This window comes from Bradyrhizobium sp. 155, from assembly GCF_023101105.1.
Taxonomy (GTDB): Bacteria; Pseudomonadota; Alphaproteobacteria; order Rhizobiales; family Xanthobacteraceae; genus Bradyrhizobium; species Bradyrhizobium canariense_D.
The window spans coordinates 1,475,329-1,495,308 of record NZ_CP064704.1 but is presented as its reverse complement, the minus strand read 5'-3'; the positions used below and the strand labels follow the sequence as shown (position 1 = coordinate 1,495,308).

General features: G+C 64.2%; 18 protein-coding genes and 2 pseudogenes. 7 read left to right on the top strand and 13 right to left on the bottom strand.

Going from position 1 to position 19,980, the window contains the following annotated elements; genetic code table 11:
• Nucleotides 1–15 precede the first annotated feature (15 nt).
• The 3 genes from flbD to IVA93_RS07320 all read left to right on the top strand — a co-directional run bounded on the left by flbD (nt 16) and on the right by IVA93_RS07320 (nt 4,255).
• Nucleotides 16–1,401 (top strand): sigma-54-dependent transcriptional regulator FlbD, encoded by a 1,386-nt coding sequence (gene flbD / locus IVA93_RS07330; RefSeq protein ID WP_026232617.1) that lies wholly within the window; start codon nt 16–18, stop codon nt 1,399–1,401.
• Nucleotides 1,402–1,691: 290 nt separating this feature from the next.
• Complete coding sequence (locus IVA93_RS07325; protein WP_018453883.1) at nt 1,692–2,942, top strand: vanadium-dependent haloperoxidase; 1,251 nt, start codon at nt 1,692–1,694, stop codon at nt 2,940–2,942.
• A 164-nt stretch (nt 2,943–3,106) separates the two neighbouring features.
• Nucleotides 3,107–4,255, top strand: coding sequence for a M20 family metallopeptidase (locus tag IVA93_RS07320; protein ID WP_085349193.1), 1,149 nt, complete (start codon nt 3,107–3,109; stop codon nt 4,253–4,255).
• Between the two features lie 30 nt (nt 4,256–4,285).
• Here the strand turns inward: IVA93_RS07320 and IVA93_RS07315 are convergent, their stop codons facing one another.
• From IVA93_RS07315 to IVA93_RS07270, 10 genes and pseudogenes are all read right to left on the bottom strand, one after another.
• On the bottom strand, nt 4,286–4,441 hold the full coding sequence (locus IVA93_RS07315) for a hypothetical protein (RefSeq protein ID WP_007596165.1): 156 nt from the start codon (nt 4,439–4,441) through the stop codon (nt 4,286–4,288).
• Nucleotides 4,442–4,539: 98 nt separating this feature from the next.
• A complete protein-coding gene (locus tag IVA93_RS07310; RefSeq protein ID WP_026232615.1) occupies nt 4,540–5,121 on the bottom strand; it encodes a flavin reductase family protein in 582 nt (193 codons plus the stop codon).
• 31 nt (nt 5,122–5,152) lie between these two features.
• Nucleotides 5,153–5,989 (bottom strand): ATP-binding cassette domain-containing protein, encoded by an 837-nt coding sequence (locus IVA93_RS07305; protein WP_018453879.1) that lies wholly within the window; start codon nt 5,987–5,989, stop codon nt 5,153–5,155.
• 20 nt (nt 5,990–6,009) lie between these two features.
• Nucleotides 6,010–6,816: an aliphatic sulfonate ABC transporter permease SsuC gene (gene ssuC / locus IVA93_RS07300; protein WP_018453878.1), complete on the bottom strand. Its 807-nt coding sequence runs from the start codon at nt 6,814–6,816 to the stop codon at nt 6,010–6,012.
• Entirely contained in the window at nt 6,813–7,979 is a 1,167-nt protein-coding gene (gene ssuD / locus IVA93_RS07295; protein ID WP_245288374.1) for an FMNH2-dependent alkanesulfonate monooxygenase, read from the bottom strand. The genes ssuC and ssuD overlap by 4 nt, the downstream gene beginning before the upstream one ends.
• Nucleotides 7,980–7,987: 8 nt before the next feature.
• On the bottom strand, nt 7,988–8,941 hold the full coding sequence (locus tag IVA93_RS07290) for a sulfonate ABC transporter substrate-binding protein (RefSeq protein ID WP_018453876.1): 954 nt from the start codon (nt 8,939–8,941) through the stop codon (nt 7,988–7,990).
• A gap of 38 nt (nt 8,942–8,979) precedes the next feature.
• Entirely contained in the window at nt 8,980–9,939 is a 960-nt protein-coding gene (locus IVA93_RS07285; RefSeq protein WP_247789737.1) for a sulfonate ABC transporter substrate-binding protein, read from the bottom strand.
• A gap of 360 nt (nt 9,940–10,299) precedes the next feature.
• Nucleotides 10,300–11,466, bottom strand: a complete 1,167-nt coding sequence (locus IVA93_RS07280; RefSeq protein WP_247294072.1) for a cytochrome P450 — start codon at nt 11,464–11,466, stop codon at nt 10,300–10,302.
• A 77-nt stretch (nt 11,467–11,543) separates the two neighbouring features.
• Nucleotides 11,544–12,332 carry a helix-turn-helix transcriptional regulator gene (locus IVA93_RS07275; protein ID WP_026232612.1) on the bottom strand — a complete coding sequence of 263 codons (789 nt, stop codon included), beginning with the start codon at nt 12,330–12,332 and terminating at the stop codon, nt 11,544–11,546.
• Between the two features lie 122 nt (nt 12,333–12,454).
• Nucleotides 12,455–12,802 (bottom strand): annotated as a pseudogene (locus tag IVA93_RS07270) (DUF2200 domain-containing protein); the annotation flags it as partial.
• Between the two features lie 320 nt (nt 12,803–13,122).
• On the opposite strand from IVA93_RS07270, the gene IVA93_RS07265 reads away from it, so the two are divergent.
• Nucleotides 13,123–13,704: a hypothetical protein gene (locus tag IVA93_RS07265; RefSeq protein WP_018453871.1), complete on the top strand. Its 582-nt coding sequence runs from the start codon at nt 13,123–13,125 to the stop codon at nt 13,702–13,704.
• A 28-nt stretch (nt 13,705–13,732) separates the two neighbouring features.
• On the opposite strand, the gene IVA93_RS07260 is transcribed toward IVA93_RS07265, so the two are convergent.
• Complete coding sequence (locus IVA93_RS07260; RefSeq protein ID WP_018453870.1) at nt 13,733–14,938, bottom strand: LLM class flavin-dependent oxidoreductase; 1,206 nt, start codon at nt 14,936–14,938, stop codon at nt 13,733–13,735.
• Between the two features lie 98 nt (nt 14,939–15,036).
• Nucleotides 15,037–15,927, bottom strand: a complete 891-nt coding sequence (locus tag IVA93_RS07255) for an acyltransferase family protein (protein WP_018453869.1) — start codon at nt 15,925–15,927, stop codon at nt 15,037–15,039.
• A gap of 22 nt (nt 15,928–15,949) precedes the next feature.
• Between IVA93_RS07255 and IVA93_RS07250 the strand changes: the two are divergent.
• The 3 genes and pseudogenes from IVA93_RS07250 to IVA93_RS07240 all read left to right on the top strand — a co-directional run.
• Nucleotides 15,950–16,258: pseudogene (locus tag IVA93_RS07250) on the top strand (nitrate reductase cytochrome c-type subunit); the annotation flags it as partial.
• Complete coding sequence (locus tag IVA93_RS07245) at nt 16,255–16,908, top strand: NapC/NirT family cytochrome c (RefSeq protein WP_018453867.1); 654 nt, start codon at nt 16,255–16,257, stop codon at nt 16,906–16,908. The pseudogene IVA93_RS07250 and the gene IVA93_RS07245, both read left to right, overlap by 4 nt.
• 89 nt (nt 16,909–16,997) lie before the next feature.
• Nucleotides 16,998–18,113 (top strand): ATP-dependent DNA helicase, encoded by a 1,116-nt coding sequence (locus IVA93_RS07240; RefSeq protein WP_018453866.1) that lies wholly within the window; start codon nt 16,998–17,000, stop codon nt 18,111–18,113.
• A 94-nt stretch (nt 18,114–18,207) separates the two neighbouring features.
• On the opposite strand, the gene IVA93_RS07235 is transcribed toward IVA93_RS07240, so the two are convergent.
• Nucleotides 18,208–19,905, bottom strand: coding sequence for a caspase family protein (locus tag IVA93_RS07235; protein ID WP_247789736.1), 1,698 nt, complete (start codon nt 19,903–19,905; stop codon nt 18,208–18,210).
• Nucleotides 19,906–19,980 lie beyond the last annotated feature (75 nt).

Genomic DNA, 19,980 nt, shown 5'->3' with positions numbered 1-19,980 from the left:
GGACAGGAGACTGATATGCGGCTTCTCATCGTTGGCACATTGAAGGGCCAGCTCACCACCGCCACCAAGATCGCGATGGCGAACGGCGCCACCGTGACCCACGCCGAGGATAACGAACAGGCAATGCGCGTGCTGCGCGGCGGCAAGGGTGCCGACCTGCTGCTGGTCGACGTCGCCCTCGACATCCGCGATCTCGTGATGCGGCTCGAGGCCGAGCACATCCACGCGCCGATCGTCGCCTGCGGCATCACCAACGACGCCCGCGCCGCGGTCGCCGCGATCCACGCCGGCGCCAAGGAATACATCCCGCTGCCGCCGGACCCGGAACTGATCGCGGCGGTGCTGGCTGCCGTCGCCAACGATTCCCGCGAGCTGGTCTATCGCGACGAGGCGATGGCCAAGGTGATCAAGCTCGCCCAGCAGATCGCAGGCTCGGACGCTTCGGTGATGATCACCGGCGAATCCGGGACAGGCAAGGAAGTGCTGGCTCGCTACGTCCACACCCGCTCGGCCCGCGCCAAGCGCCCGTTCATCTCGATCAACTGCGCCGCGATCCCCGAGCATCTGCTGGAGTCCGAGCTGTTCGGCCACGAGAAGGGTGCCTTCACCGGCGCGATCGCCCGCCGCATCGGCAAGTTCGAGGAGGCAACCGGCGGCACGCTGCTGCTCGACGAAATCTCGGAGATGGACGTCCGCCTGCAATCGAAACTGCTCCGCGCCATCCAGGAGCGCGTGATCGACCGTGTCGGCGGCACCAAGCCCGTCCCGGTGGACATCCGCATCATCGCGACCTCGAACCGCAACCTGGTGGACGCGGTGCGCGAGGGCACGTTCCGCGAGGACCTCTTGTTCCGGCTCAACGTCGTGAACCTGAAGATCCCGCCGCTGCGCGAGCGTCCCGCCGACATTCTCGAGCTCGCCCAGCACTTCGTGAAGAAATACGCCGAAGCCAATGGCGTGCCGATGCGCCCGATCTCGGCGGAAGCGCGCCGGGTGCTGTCCACCAACCGCTGGCAGGGCAACGTCCGCGAACTCGAAAACACCATGCACCGGTCAGTCCTGATGGCGCAGGGCGACGAGATCGGCGCCGATGCGATCCTCACGCCCGACGGCGACCGCCTCGACCTCGCCAAAACCGTGCCGGCCGTGGCCCATGCCACCATGGCCGCCGAGCAGGTGACGCGGGCCCTGGTTGGCCGCACCGTCGCCGACGTCGAGCGTGACCTGATCCTGGAGACGCTGAAGCACTGCCTCGGCAACCGGACCCATGCCGCCAATATCCTGGGCATCTCGATCCGTACGCTGCGCAACAAGCTCAACGAATATTCCGACGGCGGCATTCCGATCACGCCAGCGGGAACGCCGGGTGAATATCCACGCATGCCGATGGTGGGGGCGTAGGCGCTCTACGCTGACTGAGAGAAACGAATGCCCGGGATGGTCCCGGGCATTTTTCTTTGAGAAGAACGCAAAGCAGTCACCACAATCCGTGGCTTCCGGCGAAAGTCAGGATCCATTACTCAGTGCGAACGGTAAGCCACGCCGACTCATTCGGAGCTACTCTTCCGCCGCGTGAAGCAGTTCACAATCAAACCACAACAAGATGGTTAAAGTCCTCGAGCCGCGCGACGTGATGTCGGGCAGAGCCGCATTGGTCTCGCGAAACGTCCTTTACATCGAAAGGGCATCCCATGAAGAACTCGTCGTGGACCATCTTCCGCCTCTCATTGATTGTAACGCTGCTCGCAGCGTCGGCGCCGCTTGCGCGCGCCGACGTGATCATGGATTGGAATGCAAAGGCCGACGCGATCGCCACTGAAAAGCAAATCCTTCCAGCGCCCCACAGCCGTGCCTTGTCTATGATGCACGTCGCGATGTTCGAGGCGGTCAACGCGATCGATCGCCGGTACGCGCCTTACAAGCTTGCCCTATCCGCGGATCGTTCGACGTCGCGGGAAGCTGCGGCCGCAGTTGCGGCTCACGACGTGCTGCTGTCGCTCTATCCGGACCTCAAGCCGGAGCTGGATGCGGCGCTGACGAGTTCTCTGGTGCCGATCGCCGACGGCGAGTCCAAGATCGCGGGCATCGGCCTCGGCAAGGAGGCCGCGATGCAGATCATCGCGCTTCGTGAGAACGATGGCAGCGCCGCCCTTGAAACTTACCGGCCCCTGACAACGGCGGGTGCCTACGTTCCGACGACCGTCCCGCTGTTCTCGATCGCGGGCGCGACGACGCCCTGGGTCATGACGTCCGGATCTCAGTATCGCCCCGGCCCGCCGCCGGCGCTCGGTTCAGAGCTGTGGACCCGGGACGTCAACGAAATCCGCGAGGTCGGCAGCCGAACAAGTGTGATCCGGACGCCCGAGCAAACCACGGTCGGTCGATTTTGGTTCTTTGTCGGTGCCCGCACCTACAATCCGATCGTGAGGCAGGCGGCAACGGCCAAGGGCATGGATCTCGTCGACTGCGCCCGGCTGTACGCGCTGACCTCAATTGCCGGCAACGACGCCTTCGTCGCCGTTTTCGACGCGAAGTACCACTACAATTTCTGGCGGCCGATCACGGCCATACGCAACGCCGACCTGACATCGAACGCAGCGACGCCTCGCGACGCATCCTGGCTGCCGCTGGGGGACACGCCGATGCATCCGGAATATCCCTGTGCTCACTGCATTACGTCGGCAGCGATTTCGACCGTGCTCCAGACCATCGTTGGAGATTTCGGCGAGTTCTCGGTGACCAGCCCCACGGCACCAGGCGTCACCCGCAAATGGACGCGGCTCCAGGACTATAGCGACGAAGTCTCCAACGCCCGTATCTGGGCCGGCTTTCACTATCGGTTCTCGACCGAGATCGGCAAGGAGATGGGCCGGAAGATCGGCGCGCTGACCGTCGCCACGCAGCTTCGCGGCGTGGAAGCGATGGCGGAGCCGAGGCGTTAGCCGGTTGCCACACGCTCAACTTCGTTCTGGCGAAAGCCGGGACGACGTGGAAGGCACGGTGCGTCCAATTCCGTGGACCGGCGACATGGCCGCACCGCGTTCTCCGACTAGGTCACACCGGCGCTAGGCCCTATAACCCGCGTGAGAACCACGCGAGGGTCAACATGTCTCAAGCTCAAATCACGGACTGGCTGGCGACGCAGCGGCAGGCGATGATCGACCTGCTGCGCGATGTCGTGAACATCGATTCCGGGTCGTATGACAAGGAAGGCGTCGATGCGGTCGGGGCGCGGTTCGAGCGGCATTTCGCCGAGCATGGCATTCCGTTCCGGCGCGAAAGCCATGCCACATTCGGCGATGCCATCCATGCCGAAGTCGCAAAGCCCGGCAGCAACGAGAAGCCGGTGCTGTTGATGGGACATCGCGACACCGTGTTCGGCAAGGGCGAGGCCGCGCGGCGTCCGTTCACGATTCAAGACAAGCGCGCCTATGGTCCTGGTGTTGCCGACATGAAGTCCGGCGTCGTCATGAACATATTCGTCGCAACCGCGTTCCACAAATTCGGCGGCAACCCGCACCCGATCAAGCTGCTGATCACCTCGGACGAGGAGATCGGCTCGCCCTCCTCGCGGCCGGTGATCGAGCGCGAAGGGCGCGCCGCGCGCGCCGTGTTCAATTCCGAGCCGGGCCGCCCGACCGGCAATATCGTCACGGGGCGCAAGGGCGGCATCTTCATGCATGTCGCGATCACCGGCAAAGCCGCGCATTCCGGCGCCAATTTCGCCGCCGGCGTCAGCGCGATCGGCGAGCTCGCGCACAAGATCGTCCATATCCACGCGCTGACTGATCTCGACAAGGGCATCACGCTCAATGTCGGCCTCGTCTCGGGCGGGCAGTCCGTCAACACGACGGCGCCTTACGCCGAAGGACAGATCGACCTGCGCTACGTCGATCCGGCGGACCGCGCGAGGGTGATGGCCGCGATCGAGACCATCATCGCGACGTCCTACGTTCCTGGCACCAGCGCGACGCTGACGGTCAAAGGCGAGTTCGTGCCGGTGGTACAGAGCGCCGATTCAAGGGCGCTGTTCGAGAACTATCAGGCCGCCGCAAGGCAGGCCGGCCTCACCACGCTCCAGGGCGAGTTCTCCGGCGGCTGCGCCGATTCCGGCTTCACCGCCGCGGTCGGGACACCGACCATCTGCGGGCTCGGCCCGGTCGGCGGGCTCGCGCACTCGCCGGAGGAATATCTCGAGCTCGACAGCATCGTGCCGCGCGCACAGGCGCTGGCGCTGGCGATCTTGCGGGGGTAAAAACAGGTGCCGCGCCCGCCCGCGAAAACCTCACGAATAGCTCGGCGCATCCGGCCTGCGGAAGATCTGGATGGGGTCGCCCGGCACGATCGGATGGCCGCTGAACATCGCATAGGCATAGAGCGCGAGATAGGCGATCGCGAGCGCGCCGACCGCATAGAAGGCCCAGGTCGCGACGCGTTTCATCATTGCGCTCCATTGCTGTCCCGGCGGGAGGCTCAGGCAGCGCTTCTAGAGCGATGAGGAGGAAAACGCCAGCCTGCACGGCCTGTCGCCGGCGGCGATCAAATGCCGCGCCGTACCTGGGTGGGAACGCTGACGTCCGCAAGCCGGAGTGCGTCTTCGTCCTGATCCACCGCCACGTACTGGCCGTGCCAATAGGCCAGCGCAGCGTTGCGGGTCGAATTCCTGACGTCTCTGACACGCCCGATGATGATCCCGTGCGAATGGCGCTCGAAGATCTCTTCGACCTCGCAATCGACGGCGGACAATGCGCCAACCAGCAGCGGAACACCCGAGACCGCCGTCACCCATCTGGCGCCCGCGAAACGATCGGCACCCTTGAGCCCGCCCTTGCCGGCAAAGCGCTCGGCGATGTCGAGCTGATCGGCCGCGAGGATGTTCACGCCGAAGGCGCCGTGGCGCCGGATCAGCGGGAAGGAGGAGGCGTCGCGGTTGATGCTGACGATCAGCGTCGGCGGATCGACCGAGAACGAGCTGACCGAGGTGACGGTCATGCCGGTGATGTCCTTGCCCCGTCCGGCGGTGATGACGCTGACGCCGCCGGTAAGGTGGCGCATGGCGCCGCGGAAATCGGCGGAGGAGACGGCATTTTCGGTCATGAGATCGCGGGGCACTACATTCATGGCTTCGTCCCCAAGCGGGGTCCCTGTCTATCTAGGTACGATCGTCCGCCGACAAAAGGTGGCTCAGGATCGAGCCTTCGAGACCCGCGAGCTCGGCCGAACCGCGTTGGCGGGGCCGGGCCGTGTTAACCACGACGTCATGGGCGATCCGCCCTTCCTCGATCACCAGCACCCGGTCGGCCAGCGCGACCGCCTCGGCGACATCGTGGGTCACCAGGATCGCGGTAAAGCCCTGGTCGCGCCAGACGCGCTCCAGCAACCGTTGCATCGAGATGCGGGTCAACGCGTCCAGCGCGCCAAGCGGCTCGTCGAAGGCGAGCACGCGGGGGCGCGAGACCAGCGCGCGGGCAAGCGCCACGCGCTGCTTCTGGCCGCCCGACAGCACCGAGGGCCACTGGTCGCGCTTGTCGGTCAGTCCGACTTCGGTCAACGCCTTATCGGCGCGTGTATGCGCATCACTGGATGGACGATCGCGGCCAAGGCCGACCTCGACATTGGAGAGAACGCGGGCCCAGGGCAACAGCCGAGGCTCCTGGAACATCACGCGGATATCCTCGGGCTTCACCGCGTCGCCCAGCGAGATGCTGCCGGCTTCGAACTTCTCCAGGCCGGCGATGAGGCGCAGCAGCGTGCTCTTGCCGCAGCCGCTCTTGCCCACGATGGCGACGAACTGGCCGGCGGGGATCTGCAGGTCGATGCCACGCAGCACCTCGTTGTCGCCGTAGGATTTGCGCAGGCCGCAGATGCTGAGCGGCAGGCCAGAGGTCTGCACCGGGCGCTCCTCGCGCACGACGCGGGCGTGAGGCGCGAAATTGGCCCGGCTGGCGAGTTCGGTGTCCGGAAGGGAGGTACGAAGGGCTGTCTGCATGTGATTCCCAGTATGTCTGCTCAGCGTTTCCAATAAGCGGGGTGCCAGGAGAGCGTCAGGCGCTCCAGCACGCGGGAGGCGCTGTCGGCGAGCTTGCCGAGCAGCGCGTAGATCAGGATCGAGAGCACCACGACGTCGATCAGCATGAACTCGCGCGCCTGCATCGCCATGTAGCCGAGCCCCGAGGACGCCGCGATGGTCTCCGCGACGATCAGGGTCAACCACATGATGCCGAGGGCGAAGCGGATGCCGACGAAGATCGAGGGCAGCGCGCCCGGGAAGATCACGCGGCGGAACAGCTCGCCGTCGCTCATGCCGTAGATCCGCCCCATCTCGATCAGCTGCGGGTCGACGGTGCGGATGCCGTGCAGCGTGTTGAGGTAGATCGGGAAGAACACGCCGAGCGCGACCAAAAACAGCTTCGCGCTCTCGTCGATGCCGAACCACAGGATGACCAGCGGGATCAGCGCCAGATGCGGCACGTTGCGCACCATCTGCAGCGTGGTGTCGGTGAGCTTTGACGACAGCTGCGACAGGCCATTGGCGAGGCCGAAGGCAAAGCCGATGCTGCCGCCGATCAGGAAGCCGATCGAGGCGCGCCAGAACGAGACCCAGATGTTGCGAACGAGCTCGCCGGAGAGCAGCAGCTTCCAGCCCGCAAGCAACACGTCGCTCGGCGCCGGCAGCACCCGCGTCGGCACGAAGCCGGTGACGCTGGCGACCTGCCAGATCGCAATGATGGCGAGCGGCACGATCCACTGGATCAGGCCGTCGACGCGCGGCAGGCGCAAACTGCGGGGAAGTGAAACGCTGTCGATCAGACTCATGACTGCGACACCTTCTGTTGCGGACGGAAGTCGCTGCCGACCGTTTCACCAAAAGGACCACCGTTGAAGTGCAGCCTGGTCACGTTGCTGGGCTGCTCCAGCGAGAGCAGCGGAAACACCAGCTCGGCGAAACGATAGGCTTCTTCCAGATGCGGGTAGCCCGACATGATGAAGGTATCGATGCCGATGTCCTGATACTCCCGAATGCGGGCCGCGACCGTCTGGGCGTCGCCGACCAGCGCCGTGCCAGCGCCGCCGCGCACGAGGCCGACACCGGCCCACAGGTTCGGCGCGATCTCGAGCTTGTCGCGCTTGCCGCCGTGAAGCTGCGCCATGCGCTGCTGGCCAACCGAATCCATCCGCGCAAAGTTCTTCTGCGCGGTCGCAATGGTTTCGTCGCTGACGTGCTTGATCAGCTCATTCGCCGCACGCCAGGCCGCGTCATTGGTCTCGCGGACAATCACGTGGAGCCGGATGCCGAAGGATAGTTTTCGACCGCGAGTTGCTGCGACCTCCCTCACCCTCGCGATCTTCTCGGCGACTAAGGCCGGCGGCTCGCCCCAGGTGAGATATTTGTCGACGGTGTCGACGGCGACGTCGATACCGGCATCCGACGAACCGCCGAAATAGAGCGGCGGACGCGGCGACTGAACCGGCGGAAACAGCAGCTTGCCGCCTTCGACATGGATGTGCTTGCCCTCGACATTGACGGTCTTGCCGGCGAGCAGCTCGCCATAGACGTTGAGGAACTCGCGGGTGACCTCGTAGCGCTCGTCATGGGCGAGGAAGATGCCGTCGCCCTTGTTCTCGACGGGATCGCCGCCGGTGACGACGTTGACCAGGAGCCGGCCGTTGGTGATGCGGTCCAGCGTCGCGGTCATGCGCGCGGCCACGCTCGGCGATTGCAGGCCGGGCTTGACCGCCACGAGATAGCGCAGCCGCTCGGTGAACGGCGCGACCGAGGAGGCGACGATCCAGGAATCCTCGCAAGACCGCCCGGTCGGCAGCAGCACGCCGAAATAGCCGAGCTGGTCGGCGGCCTGCGCGATCTGGCGCAGATAGTTGAAATTGACCTCGCGGCCGCCGATGCCGGTGCCGAGATAGCGGCCGTCGCCATGGGTCGGCAGGAACCAGAGGATGTTGGCGTTCGCTTGCTTGCTCATTTGTTTGCTCATGATCCTGGCTTCCGGGCCACGTCGGAAATCTTGATGGATTTGGGAATCAGGTTGAGCGCGAAGAACGCGTCCGCAACCTGCTGCTGATTGGCGATGACGGCATCGGTCAGCGGCTTGATGCCGTAGGATTGCCGCTTCAGCGCGACCTCGACCACCGGGACTGACAGGCCGATGGACGGCGCCAGCTGCTCGGCAACTGCGTGGATGTCGCCCTTGGCCCAGTCATCGACCGCGCTCAGCTCGGCCAGCACGGCGTCGACGATCCTCGGATTGGTTTCGAGGAATTTCTTCGAGGAGAAATAGAACTGGTAGTTGGCGACGATGCCGGTGCCGTCGGCGAGCGTGCGGGCGCCGGTCGCGGCTTCCGCGGCGGCCTGGAACGGATCCCAGATCACCCACGCATCGACCGCGCCGCGCTCGAAAGCGGCGCGCGCATCGGCTGGTGCGAGAAACACCGGCTCGATCTCGGAATATTTGACGCCGGCTTTCTCCAGCGCCTTGACCAGGAGGTAGTGGACATTGGAGCCCTTGTTGAGCGCGACCTTCTTGCCTTTGAGGTCGGCGACCGATTTCAGCGGGCTGTCTTTTGGCACCAGGATCGCCTCGCCCTTCGGCGCCGGCGGCTCGTAGGCGACATACTGGATCGGCGCGCCGGCGGCTTGCGCGAAGATCGGCGGGGCTTCGCCGGTGTTGCCGAAATCGATCGCGCCGATATTGAGCGCCTCGAGAAGCGGCGGGCCGGAGGGGAATTCGGTCCACACCACCTTGTAGCCGTCGGCAGCTAACTTCGGCTCCAGCGTGCCCTTGCTCTTGAGCAGCACCAGCTTGCCGTATTTCTGGTAGCCGATGCGGACGACCTTGTCCTGTCCGTAGGAGGTGCCGACCGCGGCGGCGACGATGCCGATCGACAGCACGATGGCTGCGATCAGACGCTGGATGATACGCCTCATGTTCAAACCCTTTTGAATGGGAAGGCTGGTTGGCACGATCAGGCTGCCGGGTTGCGCCAGACGATGTCGCGGATCACGATCGGCTTCGGGATCAGGCCGAGCTTGTGGAAGCGGTCGGCGACGCCCTGCTGGGTCGTGACGATGTCGTCGGTGACCGGGCCGACCACGAAATTCGCGCGATTGGCGGCGACGGTCTGGATGTCCAGTGGAACGCCGGTGACCGCGGCGAGCGATTTGGCGACCTCGTCGCGGTGCTGTTCGGCCCATTGACCAGCCGCGGTCGTCACATCGATGATCTGCTGCAGGATGGCGCCGTGATTCCTGGCGAATTCGCGGTTGGCGATGAAGAAGGAATTGGTCTTGGTGACTTCGCGCGCATTGATCAGGATGCGGCCGCCCTGCTTGGTCTCGCCGATCGCGAAATACGGATCCCAGATCGCCCAGGCCTCGATGCTGCCATTGGCAAAGGCAGGCCCGGCATCCGGCGGCGTCAGATAGACCGGCGTGATATCGGCATAGGTCAGGCCGGCTTTCTCGAGCGTCTGCACCACGATGTTGTGGGCGCTGGAGCCCTTGGTGAAGCCGACGCGCTTGCCTTTCAAGTCGGCGATGCCGCGGATCGGCGAATCCTTCGGCACCAGGATGCCCTGCCCGTTGGTGATGGGCTGGCCGGCGGCATAGACGATCGCCGCGCCCGCGGCCTGGGCGAACACCGGCGGGGAGTCGCCGACCGCGCCGAAATCGATGCTACCGACATTCATTGCCTCCATCATCGGAGGCCCCGACGAGAACTCGACCCATTTCACGTCGATGCCCAGGGGCGCGAAATGCTTTTCCAGGGCGGCCTGCTGACGCGTGATAACCAGCACGCCGGTCTTCTGGTAGCCGACACGAATGTCCTTCGCGCCTTGTGACGTTGCTTGCGCGTTGGCGTGCGAAACGAATGCGGCGGCTGCCGCAGTTCCAACGGATAGTTTGAGAAAATCCCGACGTTGCATCCGACACTCCCGGCCGCGTGCGGCCGTCCTTCATTCGTGCTCGGGAATGATGGGGCGGCTTATCGGAGGTGTCGAGACGCGCGGAAAAATAGCGATGCATGCACTGCGCACGTGGCGGAGCGCATGATTAATCTTTCGATCCACGGAGCGAACGCAGGGGATATTTTTCCGCACGCGAATGTGAAAAACGCACGCAACCGAGCCGAGAAATTAAAAATCGCGAAAACAACCCCATGCACAGTAGCCGGGGCGCGCGAAAACAATGACTTACGCTTATCCGAAATTGACCTTGACTCGTCGGGCAAAACAGGAGCAGGATGGCATCGTGGCGGCGTTGCGGATGGACCGGTCCCTGCCGGCCTAATGCAGCCATCTCACCGGTAGATTCTGCAGCCCGCGAAAGGCCCATCCGCCGATCCGTACCGGCTCGTCGTCGGCGATCTCGAGCCGGCCGGCACGGGCGAACAAGGTCGGCAGTGCGACGTCGGCAATCATGGCGCGCGAGGCCCAGGCGCCGGCGCAGAAATGCGGACCGGCGCCGAACGCGACGCTCTTGGCCGTATCACGCCGCACGTCGAACTGGTCGGCGCGCTCAAAATGCTTCTCGTCGCGGTTGGCGGAGCCGAACATGAGGAATACGCGTTCATCGGTTTCGAACGCGACGTCGCGGATCGTCCACGGCTTTGCGATGCGCCGCGGCGACATGCCGATCGGCGAGATCCAGCGGGCATATTCCTCGAAGGCCTGGAGCCACGTCACCTCGCCCTTGCGCACGAGATCGAGCTGGTCGGGATGGGTCAGCAGCGCCCACACCGTGCCGGCGATCGCCTTGCGCGGCTCGTTCTGGCCGCCGGAGATCGCGAGCTTGACGTTGGCGCGCACGCTCTCCATCGCCATGCCGGACGCGAGGAGCACGCCGAGGATACTCTGGTCGGGATGCTTGCGCATCACCGGCAGGATGTCGTCGATCGCGGCATCGATGCCCGACGTCGCTGCATGGCAACGCGCCTCGACGGCCGCGTCGCCGCTGTAATTGGCGATGCCCTCGATCATGCCCTGTGACCAGGCGTCCATGTCCGCAAAGCCGATATTGGTGAGGCCGGTGATCGACTTCAGGCATTCGCCGGAGAACGGCAACGCGAAGTCGCGCATGAAATCGATCCGCCCGGGCTCGATCGCTTCGATGATGCGGTCGGCATGGGCCTGGAACAGCGCGGCCCAGTGCGCCTTCACCGTCTTCGGCGACACCGTTGGAAACATCGCGCGGCGCTCGACCTGATGCGCCTCGCCGTCCTTGCGCATCATGTTGTGGCCCATCAGCCGGTTCATCAGGCCCGCGGGCTGGTGCGAGGAGAACACGTCGATCTGCTTCTCGGAGATCGAGATATCGTCGCGGCTCGTCAGCAGTGTCGAGCCGAGCTGCGGCACGAAGGCGATCGGCGCCTCCTTGCGCATCGTTGCCAGCATCGGATATGGATCGGCCCAGAATGCGGCCGGGTCGATGTCGATGCGCGGCGCGGTGCTCAAGCTTCGCTCCATTGCTGTTCGCCACCGAGGTTAGCGGCTTCAGGAGGCGCCGTCTGTCCCCAGCGATTGGGACAGCTTCAGTTCAGGCCGCGCGGGCCGGCGAGCAGGCGCAGCACGATCGCAAACAGCTCGCTTTGTGACGAGATGCCGAGCCGCTCATAGGCGCGCTTGCGATAGGTTAGCGTCGAATGCAGGCTGATGCCGAGCGTCTGCGAGATCGCCTCGGAGCTGAAGCCGGAGAGGATGCGCCGGCAAACGTCCTGCTCGCGCGGGGTGAGGCTGGCGAGCGGCGCGCGCGTCGCGAAGAGCGCGGCGAGAGACTGCTCGGTCGTCGCAGCCGAGCCGTGCTGGAAATGGCGTGCCACGCTCGCACTGATGGCCGGTGCGATGGCCTGAAGCCGCGCACGCTGGGGGGCGCTGAAGCGGCCCTGGACAGCGATGCGATAGAAATTGACGTAGAAGCAGGTGTCGTCGACCCAGATCGCGGTCGCGCATTTGTCGACGATGCCGGAATCCACAAAGAACATTTTTCGGTAGCGGGCGCCGTACATGCGCGGCGCGAAGGCGGGCAGCACGAGCGTGGCGCGGCCCTCGCCTTCGAACAGCGCATCGCGGTTGGGATCGGATTGGTGGAACTGGCCGGCATAGGCAGCGCCGAGATCGCCGCCGATCGGGATGTTGCCGGCATCGAGCAGGCAGTGTGCGGCGCCCGCGCGGCTCAGCGCGAACACCATGCAATGCCCGACCCCGGCCTGCCGACGCAACGTCTCGATCAGGACATCAGGGAAATCCGGGCGACCGATGGCAAGCACGGCGGGCGTGACATCCCCAGCTGCCGGATTTGCGGGCGTCCCGCGAGGGCGCATCGTTTTCTCCCCATCGCCTTTTGACGAAATTTATCAGCAATGGCCGCGCAGCGGAAGGCGGGTGTCGCCCGATATCTCCTGCCACGTCGCCGAGCCGGCGGACGAAGGGGCTCAGGAAGCACTTTTGGCAGAATCCTGTCCATTGCTTTTCCCTTGGCCAGCTCATCGATCAGCTTGTCCAGGTAGCGGATCTCTCGCATCGTGGGTTCTTTGACGTCCTCGACCCGGACGCCGCAAACCACGCCTGTGATCAGGGTTCGCGAAGGATTGATCTTTGGGGCCTTCGCAAAGAAGGTTTCGAAGTCCGTCCCCTGCTCCAGTTGAGCTTCCAATTCCGTCTGACCATAGCCCGTCAGCCAGGAGATGACCTGATCGACCTCTGCTTTGGTACGTCCTTTCTTCTCCGCCTTCGCAACGTAAAGCGGGTAAACGCTTGCGAAGCTGGTGGTATAGATCCTGTGTTTCGCCATAACCACTCCATGGATCTCGCTGCGGCCGAAGGCCTTATACGATATCATCGATGGAGTTGCCTGTAGAGGTTCTGACTGAGAAGCCCCGCGAAGCAATATACGGCGGCAAATGCGCTCCATCAAAGCGCCAGTGATATCGGTCACTGAGCGTTCAAGGCAGTTGCGGCACTCTGCATCGTGCCAGCGCAACCACGTTCCGGGCGGCCGCTGAGGTGACTGTCTCGACAGTGTTTTGCCGGCACCCCCTGCTAGGTTAGCAGAATTCGCACCCAGCAGGGTATGCTCGGATGTGAAGCTTACTCCAAGGCAAAGGCGCAGCTATGTTCAAGGTCGAACCCACGCTTGAAAATCTCGCATCGCATATCCAGCGGCAGGACCGGTCACTGAAGGCTATGAGTTGGAGCGTTTTGGGGGCTACGATCCTGGCGGCTGCGGCGATCATTTCATCGCAATGGCATGCGACCGCTAATGCCGATACAGTCAAGGCCAAGACCCTGTCTGTGGAAACAATTGCCTTACGAAATGGCACCGGCAAAATCGTCGCCTTGATCTCATCCACTTCCGACGGAACGCCGCACATCTCGCTCTTGGATAGCCGCGAGAAGGTGCGTCTCAGCATCGGGCTTCGCCAGGATGGCGTACCTTCGGTGTCGCTCCTCGATACGGAGCAGGGTCAGCGGGCAGTGCTGTCCCTGAACGATCATCAGGATGCGTCCTTGACGATGTACAATGCTGCAAAACTTCCCCGTGCGACGCTCGCTGTGGACTCCGTCAGCTCGGGTCACATGGTTCTCTTCGGGACCGGCGGTGGTCTAAACTTCTCCGCTTTGGATGGCCGCGTGCAGTGGACTCCGGCGGGCGGAGCCGTTCAGAACATCCAGACGAAAACCCAATCCAAATAAACTCAGCCGGCCGCAGCGGCGAAAGACCCTACCCCGCCGCCGCCTTCGCCGGCGGAACGTTGATCGCGAGCTTGCCATAGCGGTCGGTGAACGCCTGCGTGTCGATCTCCTCGAGCTTGATCTCGCCGCTCATGACGCCCTGCTTCCAGGCCGCCTGCGCGGGATCGTTCTGGAATTCCGGCATCACCTCGCGGCCGAACAGCTCCAGCGATTCGCAGATGTGCTCGTGGCTGTTCTTGCCCGCCTGGTTCAGCAGGATGACCTGGTCGATATGCGAGCCCTGGAAGCGCTTTAGCTTCCTGCGGATCGTCTCGGGCGAGCCGATCAGTCCGCCGCGCAGCGCAGCCTCCTGCGCCTCGGGATTGTCGCGTTTCCACTTGTTGTACTCGTCCCACATGTTGACGGTATAGGGCGCCGGACGCTGGCGATTCTGCGACGCGCCGTAGAAGCGTAGCGCGAACTGGAAGAAGGTGGCGCCGTCGGCGCGCGCACGCGCCTCCTCGTCCGTCTTTGCGCACATGAAGAACGACACCAGCGCCATGTTCGGGTTGATCTCGTAGTCGGCGAGCTTGGCGAGACGCTTGGTCATGGCGTTGTAATAGGCGTGCACCCAGGCGTGCGCGGCGTCTGCGCTGACGAACTGGAAGCCGAGCGCACCAAAGCCCTGGCGGCCGGCGCGCTCGATGGTCGGCAGCTGCGAGCAGGCCATCCACAATGGCGGATGCGGCTTCTGCACCGGTTTTGGCACGACGTTGCGCAACGGGATGTCGAAATATTTGCCGTGGTGCTCGCTTCCTGCGTCCTTGAACATCGGGAAGATCGCGGCGACGGCCTCCTCGAACACCTCTTTCTTGGTCTCCATGTCGCGGCCGAACGGCGTGAGCTCGGTGATGGAGGCGCTCTCGCCCATGCCGAATTCGCAGCGGCCGTTGGAGAGCAGATCGAGCACCGCGACGCGCTCGGCGACACGTGCGGGGTGGTTGGTCGTGAGCTGGAGGATGCCGTGGCCGAGCCGGATGTTCTTGGTGCGCTGGCTCGCGGCTGCGAGAAACGATTCCGGCGAGGGCGAATGCGAGTATTCTTCGAGGAAGTGATGCTCGACAACCCAGGCGTGGTCGTAGCCGAGGCTGTCTGCGAGTTCCATCTGCGACAGCGCGTTCTGATAGAGGCTGAGCTCGTCGCCGGCCACCCACGGCCGTGGCAGTTGCAGCTCATAGAAGATGCCGAACTTCATGACGCCGTCTCTCCCAGGTTTTGTTGCAAGTTTTCTTGCAAATTTTCTTGCCGCTTATGTTTTTGTTGCGGGCATCTTAATGGGCGGGGCGGCGCTGTCTACGCAGTCGCAATTCCGCCTTGCGGGAGAAGGTGCTTTTCGGCGCGGCGGCCATTCAGGACCACGCCGATGAAGGTGAAGCGCACCAGCAGATGATAGCTCGCCAGCATCGGAGGAAGCGCGACGACGAGAAGAACACCGAACTTGATCAGACCGGGCCAGTCGAGCTGCGACAGCGCGACCTGCAGCGCCATCACGATCGGCAGGTGGATCAGATAGACCCAGTAGGATGCATCGGCGAGATAGCGCCAGGTCGGGCTGAAGCCGGACATGAAGCGGAGCGCGAGGCCGATGACCGCAAAGGTCGAAATCCATATCGCCGGCGCATACAGGATCACGGAGACAAGCCGGAGCGTGGCGAAGCCGAAAGGCAGTTTCAGTGCCCCCGGCGCGGACGTCATCGCCCCAACCAGCACGAAACTGATCAGGATCAGAGTGATTGCGAGCAGAAGATGCGGGAGCCAGCGCCGCTCAATCAGTCGCAGCAGATCGATCTGCCGATGCAGCAGCCAGCCGATCGCGAAGGCGGTGCCGAAGCCAATCCAGGCCTGCGCGTTGGTGACGAGCGATTGATCCGGCGTCCTCACGCCCGTCACGTTGATCCAGCGTTGGTCGAGGCAGAAGGCGGCGCCGATCGGGATTGCCAGAACAAGGGGGGCCAGCGGACTTTTCATGATCCCGGCGAAGACGCGGTCAATCACCGCTCGCCACCTGCCTGACGCATCTAGCCAGACAAATGCGCCGCGCAGCAGCAGCACGACGACATAAAGCTCCAGCAGCACATAGATGAACCAGAGATGGGTCAGGGGGAAATTCGGCAGCACCGGTGGCCAGCTGCGGGACCAGCCGCCGTTCGGGAAATGAGACGCCCAGATCGCGATGAAGTACATGGGCGTGAACAGGATCGGCCAACCCGTGCGCAACTATCCGGAGCAGCCGCCGGTGATCCCGCACACGATCGACGGCTATCAGATCGACCTCAACGGCAACAAGTGCCTGTCCTGCCATGCGCGGGCGCGCATCGCGGAATCGCAGGCGCCGATGGTCTCGATCACCCACTTCATGGACCGCGACGGCCAGTTTCTGGCTTCGATCTCGCCGCGCCGCTTCTTCTGCACGGAATGCCACGTGCCGCAGAACACCGCCAATCCGCCCGTCAGCAACGACTTCACCGACATCGACACGCTGCTGTCGCGCGCAAGCCCCGGTGGCCGCCGATGACGACGACCGCTGATGAACCCGGCGAGGGACTGAAGGCCAGACGCGGCTTCGTCGCGCGAAGCTGGGACTTCGCGCGCGAGCTCTGGCAGGTGCTGATCCGTCCGAGCTCGGTGTTCGGGCTCGGCGTGCTGGTGCTGGCGGGCTTCATGGCCGGCGTGATCTTCTGGGGCGGCTTCAACACCGCGCTGGAATTGACCAACACCGAAAAATTTTGCACCGGCTGCCACGAGATGAAGGACAACGTCTTCGCCGAGCTGAAGTCGACCATCCATTTCGCCAACCGCTCCGGCGTGCGCGCGACCTGTCCGGATTGCCACGTGCCGCACAACTGGACCGACAAGATCGCCCGCAAGATGCAGGCCTCCAAGGAGGTCTGGGGCAAGATCTTCGGCACGATCGACACCCGCGAGAAATTCCAGGATCACCGGCTCGAACTGGCGGCGCATGAATGGGCGCGCTTCAAGTCCAACGATTCGCTGGAATGCCGGAACTGCCACAGCGCCGATTCCATGGACATCACCAAGCAGTCGCCGCGCGCCTCGGTCGCGCACCAGCGCTTCCTGTTCACCAAGGAAAAGACCTGCATCGACTGCCACAAGGGCATCGCCCACCATCTGCCCGACATGCGCGGCGTTCCCGGCTGGCAATAGGGCGCCCCGCCCGGCTTGAACCAGCGGTGCGAATGGTTAGTTTTGGGGCTGGCGAATCGCTCCGTTTTCGCCCCCTCCTCAAGACAGACATGGCCACATTCACCCCGCATCAGGATGCCGCGCTCAAGGCCGTTGGCGACTGGCTCAAGGCCAAACCCGGCCGCAACGGCACGCCGCCGGTGTTCCGCCTGTTCGGCTATGCCGGCACCGGCAAGACCACGCTGGCGCGGCACATCGCCGACGGCGTCGACGGCGAGGTGAAGTTCGCCGCCTTCACCGGCAAGGCGGCGCTGGTCATGCGCAACAAGGGGTGCGACGAAGCCTCCACCATCCATTCGCTGATCTACCGCACCCGCGAATCCGGTGAGGAGCAGCCCAGCTTCGAGCTGTGGGACGACGCCCCGGCCTCCAAGGCCAAGCTGATCGTGATCGACGAATGCTCGATGGTCGATGCCGAACTGGGCCGCGACCTGATGTCGTTCGACTGCCCGCTGCTGGTGCTGGGCGATCCCGCGCAGCTGCCGCCGATCCAGGGCGGCGGCTTCTTCACCAATACCGAGCCCGACGCGATGCTGACCGAGGTGCACCGCCAGGCCCAGGACGATCCGATCGTGCGGATGTCGATGGACGTCCGCGAGGGCCGCGAGCTCGACATCGGCCGCTACGGCGAGAGCGAGGTGGTGTCGCGCAAGGAGCTCGACCCTGATCGCGTCATGGCCGCCGACCAGGTGCTGGTCGGCCGCAACAACACGCGACGCGCGTACAACATGCGGGTGCGCCAGCGCCAGAACATCGAGGACATCTTCCCCGTCGCCGGCGACAAGCTGGTCTGCCTGCGCAACAACCGCAAGAAGGGCCTGTTCAACGGCGGGCTGTGGCGCGTGAAGTCGCGCAACACCTCGCGCTCGAAATCCCGCATTCTCAGCATGAGACTGTCGCCGGACGAGGATCTCGGCCACAAGGTGACCAAGGTCTCGGTGCGCGCCGATTGCTTCGAGGGCGGCGTCGAGGCGATCGCCTGGGAGCAGCGCAAGCCCTATGACGAGTTCGACTACGGCTACGTGCTGACCGTGCACAAGTCGCAGGGCTCGCAATGGGACGACGTCGTGCTGTTCGACGAGAGCTTTGCGTTTCAGGAGAGCCGGGCGAGGTGGCTGTACACGGGCATCACGCGGGCGGCGAAGCGGCTGAGCATCGTGGTTTGAAACTGCGGTAGTCCGGATGGAGCGCAGCGTAATCCGGGGTTAGCTCCGCGATCGTGATTCCCGGATTTCGCTGCGCTCCACCCGGGCTACGAAGTCACTTCCCCGCGACGAAATAAAAATCCTCGCGCCCCGGCGGCGAGCCGTAGGAAAACGGCTGCTGCTCGTGCTTGGTCACAAGCCAGACATCGTCGCGAACGATGTCGAACAGTTTTCGGATCTCGACGCGCGGCATCTTGATCTCGCGAGCGAGCGCGGTGGCGAACGGGCTGTCGGCGCCGCCGTCGCCATCCATCGCGGTCTCGCCGTGCTTGGCGGCGTAGACCACCATGAAGCCGGCGCCCGGCTCGATGTTGGAAAAGCCCTTGTCCACGAGCTTGAGCGACAGCGTGCGCTGCATGGTCGGCGCGAACGGATTGTCGCGACAGGCATCCAGCATCACCAGACGCACTTTTCGCGCAGCGCCCACCGCCGCGATCACCTGCTCCAGCGCGACCGCCTGGGTCTCGGCGTCCCTGTCGGCGGCGAGCTTGGCGTCGACGGGAACGAGATAATTCACGCCGCCGATCTCGAACCCGTGGCCGGCATAATAGACCACCGCCCAATCCGCCTTCTCCGCCTCGGCGGCAAACGTCTGCAACGCTTCGAAGAACTTGTCGCGGGTGAGGTCGCTGACGGATATCACGGTCTGGAAGCCGACATCGCGCAGCGCGGCTGCGATCATTTTCGAGTCGCGTGGCGGATTGGGCAAGGCGTGGACGTTCTTGTAGGCGCCGTTCCCGATCACCAGCGCCACACGGCGCCCCGTGGATCCGGCCGGTGCCTGCGGGGTCAGCGCGGCCAATCGCTCCTGCGCGATCGCGCGGGCGCGCGCGACGTCGAGCTCGTCGAACTTCGTCAGCGAATAGGCCGCCGCACGATAGTCGGCACGGGCCTGGGCGAGATCCTTCTTGCGCTCGTAGATCTGGCCGCGACCTGAATGTGCCCGGACGTTGTTCGGGTTGATCTGGATGGCCGTGTTGTAGTCCTTCAGCGCGGCGTCGAAATCGCCCTTCAACATGTTGACGTCGGCGCGATTGTTGATCGCGTACGTGTTCTTCGGCTGCTTCTCGATTAGGCCGTTGCAGTCGGCGAAGGCCTGGTCGAACTTGCCCATCATGCCGTAGGTGATGCAGCGGTTGCCGGTGATCTGCTGCGCGGCCGGTTCGATCTTCTCGGCCTCCGCGAAATCGGCAATCGCGCCGTCAAAATCCTGCATCAGCGTGCGCACGAGGGCGCGGTTGGTGTAGCCGAGCAGGAACCTGGGCGCGTATTTGATCGACAGGTTGAAATCGTCGAGCGCGCTTTGCAGCGCACCCCGGCGCAACTGGATGACGCCGCGGTTGTTGTAGGGGACACCGTAGGTCGGGCGCTTCTGGAGCGCGAGGTCGTAGTCCGCCATCGCATGATCGTCCTGGCCCGTCCGCTCATAGGCGAGGCCGCGCAAATTGAGCGTGACGACGTTGTCGGGATCGAGGTCGACGGCCATGGACAAGGTCTCGATGGCGTGGCCGTAGTCGCGCTTGTTGAGCAGTGTGTTACCGCGCACGGAGAGCGCGATGGCCTTGTCCTTGCCGGTGAGCCGGTCGGCGTTGAGCAGCTTGTCGCAGGCCTGCGCCCTCGCCTGTGCATCCGCCTGGCGGTCGCGGCAAATGGCGAGGTCGTCGCCGGGTTGCGGTTCGGCCGCCGCGAGCGAGCTCCAGCCGGCCAGGATGGCGAGCACGACGACGAGGGTCAGGGATGCCACGCGCAGCATGTTGTCAGGTCAGCTCCAGCCACGATTCTCTTAAGTCGATCACCGATCGCGCCGGTTCATCTAGCGCGGAGTTCC

Excerpts from the sequence above, each read along its gene's own strand:
- IVA93_RS07285 (WP_247789737.1), bottom strand. The coding sequence starts at position 9,939 with ATGCAACGTCGGGATTTTCTCAAACTATCCGTTGGAACTGCGGCAGCC.
- IVA93_RS07265 (WP_018453871.1), top strand. The coding sequence starts at position 13,123 with ATGTTCAAGGTCGAACCCACGCTTGAAAATCTCGCATCGCATATCCAG.
- flbD (WP_026232617.1), top strand. The coding sequence starts at position 16 with ATGCGGCTTCTCATCGTTGGCACATTGAAGGGCCAGCTCACCACCGCC.
- ssuD (WP_245288374.1), bottom strand. The coding sequence starts at position 7,979 with ATGAGCAAGCAAGCGAACGCCAACATCCTCTGGTTCCTGCCGACCCAT.
- IVA93_RS07320 (WP_085349193.1), top strand. The coding sequence starts at position 3,107 with ATGTCTCAAGCTCAAATCACGGACTGGCTGGCGACGCAGCGGCAGGCG.
- IVA93_RS07305 (WP_018453879.1), bottom strand. The coding sequence starts at position 5,989 with ATGCAGACAGCCCTTCGTACCTCCCTTCCGGACACCGAACTCGCCAGC.
- IVA93_RS07260 (WP_018453870.1), bottom strand. The coding sequence starts at position 14,938 with ATGAAGTTCGGCATCTTCTATGAGCTGCAACTGCCACGGCCGTGGGTG.
- IVA93_RS07240 (WP_018453866.1), top strand. The coding sequence starts at position 16,998 with ATGGCCACATTCACCCCGCATCAGGATGCCGCGCTCAAGGCCGTTGGC.
- ssuC (WP_018453878.1), bottom strand. The coding sequence starts at position 6,816 with ATGAGTCTGATCGACAGCGTTTCACTTCCCCGCAGTTTGCGCCTGCCG.
- IVA93_RS07245 (WP_018453867.1), top strand. The coding sequence starts at position 16,255 with ATGACGACGACCGCTGATGAACCCGGCGAGGGACTGAAGGCCAGACGC.
- IVA93_RS07310 (WP_026232615.1), bottom strand. The coding sequence starts at position 5,121 with ATGAATGTAGTGCCCCGCGATCTCATGACCGAAAATGCCGTCTCCTCC.
- IVA93_RS07290 (WP_018453876.1), bottom strand. The coding sequence starts at position 8,941 with ATGAGGCGTATCATCCAGCGTCTGATCGCAGCCATCGTGCTGTCGATC.
- IVA93_RS07325 (WP_018453883.1), top strand. The coding sequence starts at position 1,692 with ATGAAGAACTCGTCGTGGACCATCTTCCGCCTCTCATTGATTGTAACG.
- IVA93_RS07275 (WP_026232612.1), bottom strand. The coding sequence starts at position 12,332 with ATGCGCCCTCGCGGGACGCCCGCAAATCCGGCAGCTGGGGATGTCACG.
- IVA93_RS07255 (WP_018453869.1), bottom strand. The coding sequence starts at position 15,927 with ATGTACTTCATCGCGATCTGGGCGTCTCATTTCCCGAACGGCGGCTGG.
- IVA93_RS07235 (WP_247789736.1), bottom strand. The coding sequence starts at position 19,905 with ATGCTGCGCGTGGCATCCCTGACCCTCGTCGTCGTGCTCGCCATCCTG.
- IVA93_RS07315 (WP_007596165.1), bottom strand. The coding sequence starts at position 4,441 with ATGAAACGCGTCGCGACCTGGGCCTTCTATGCGGTCGGCGCGCTCGCG.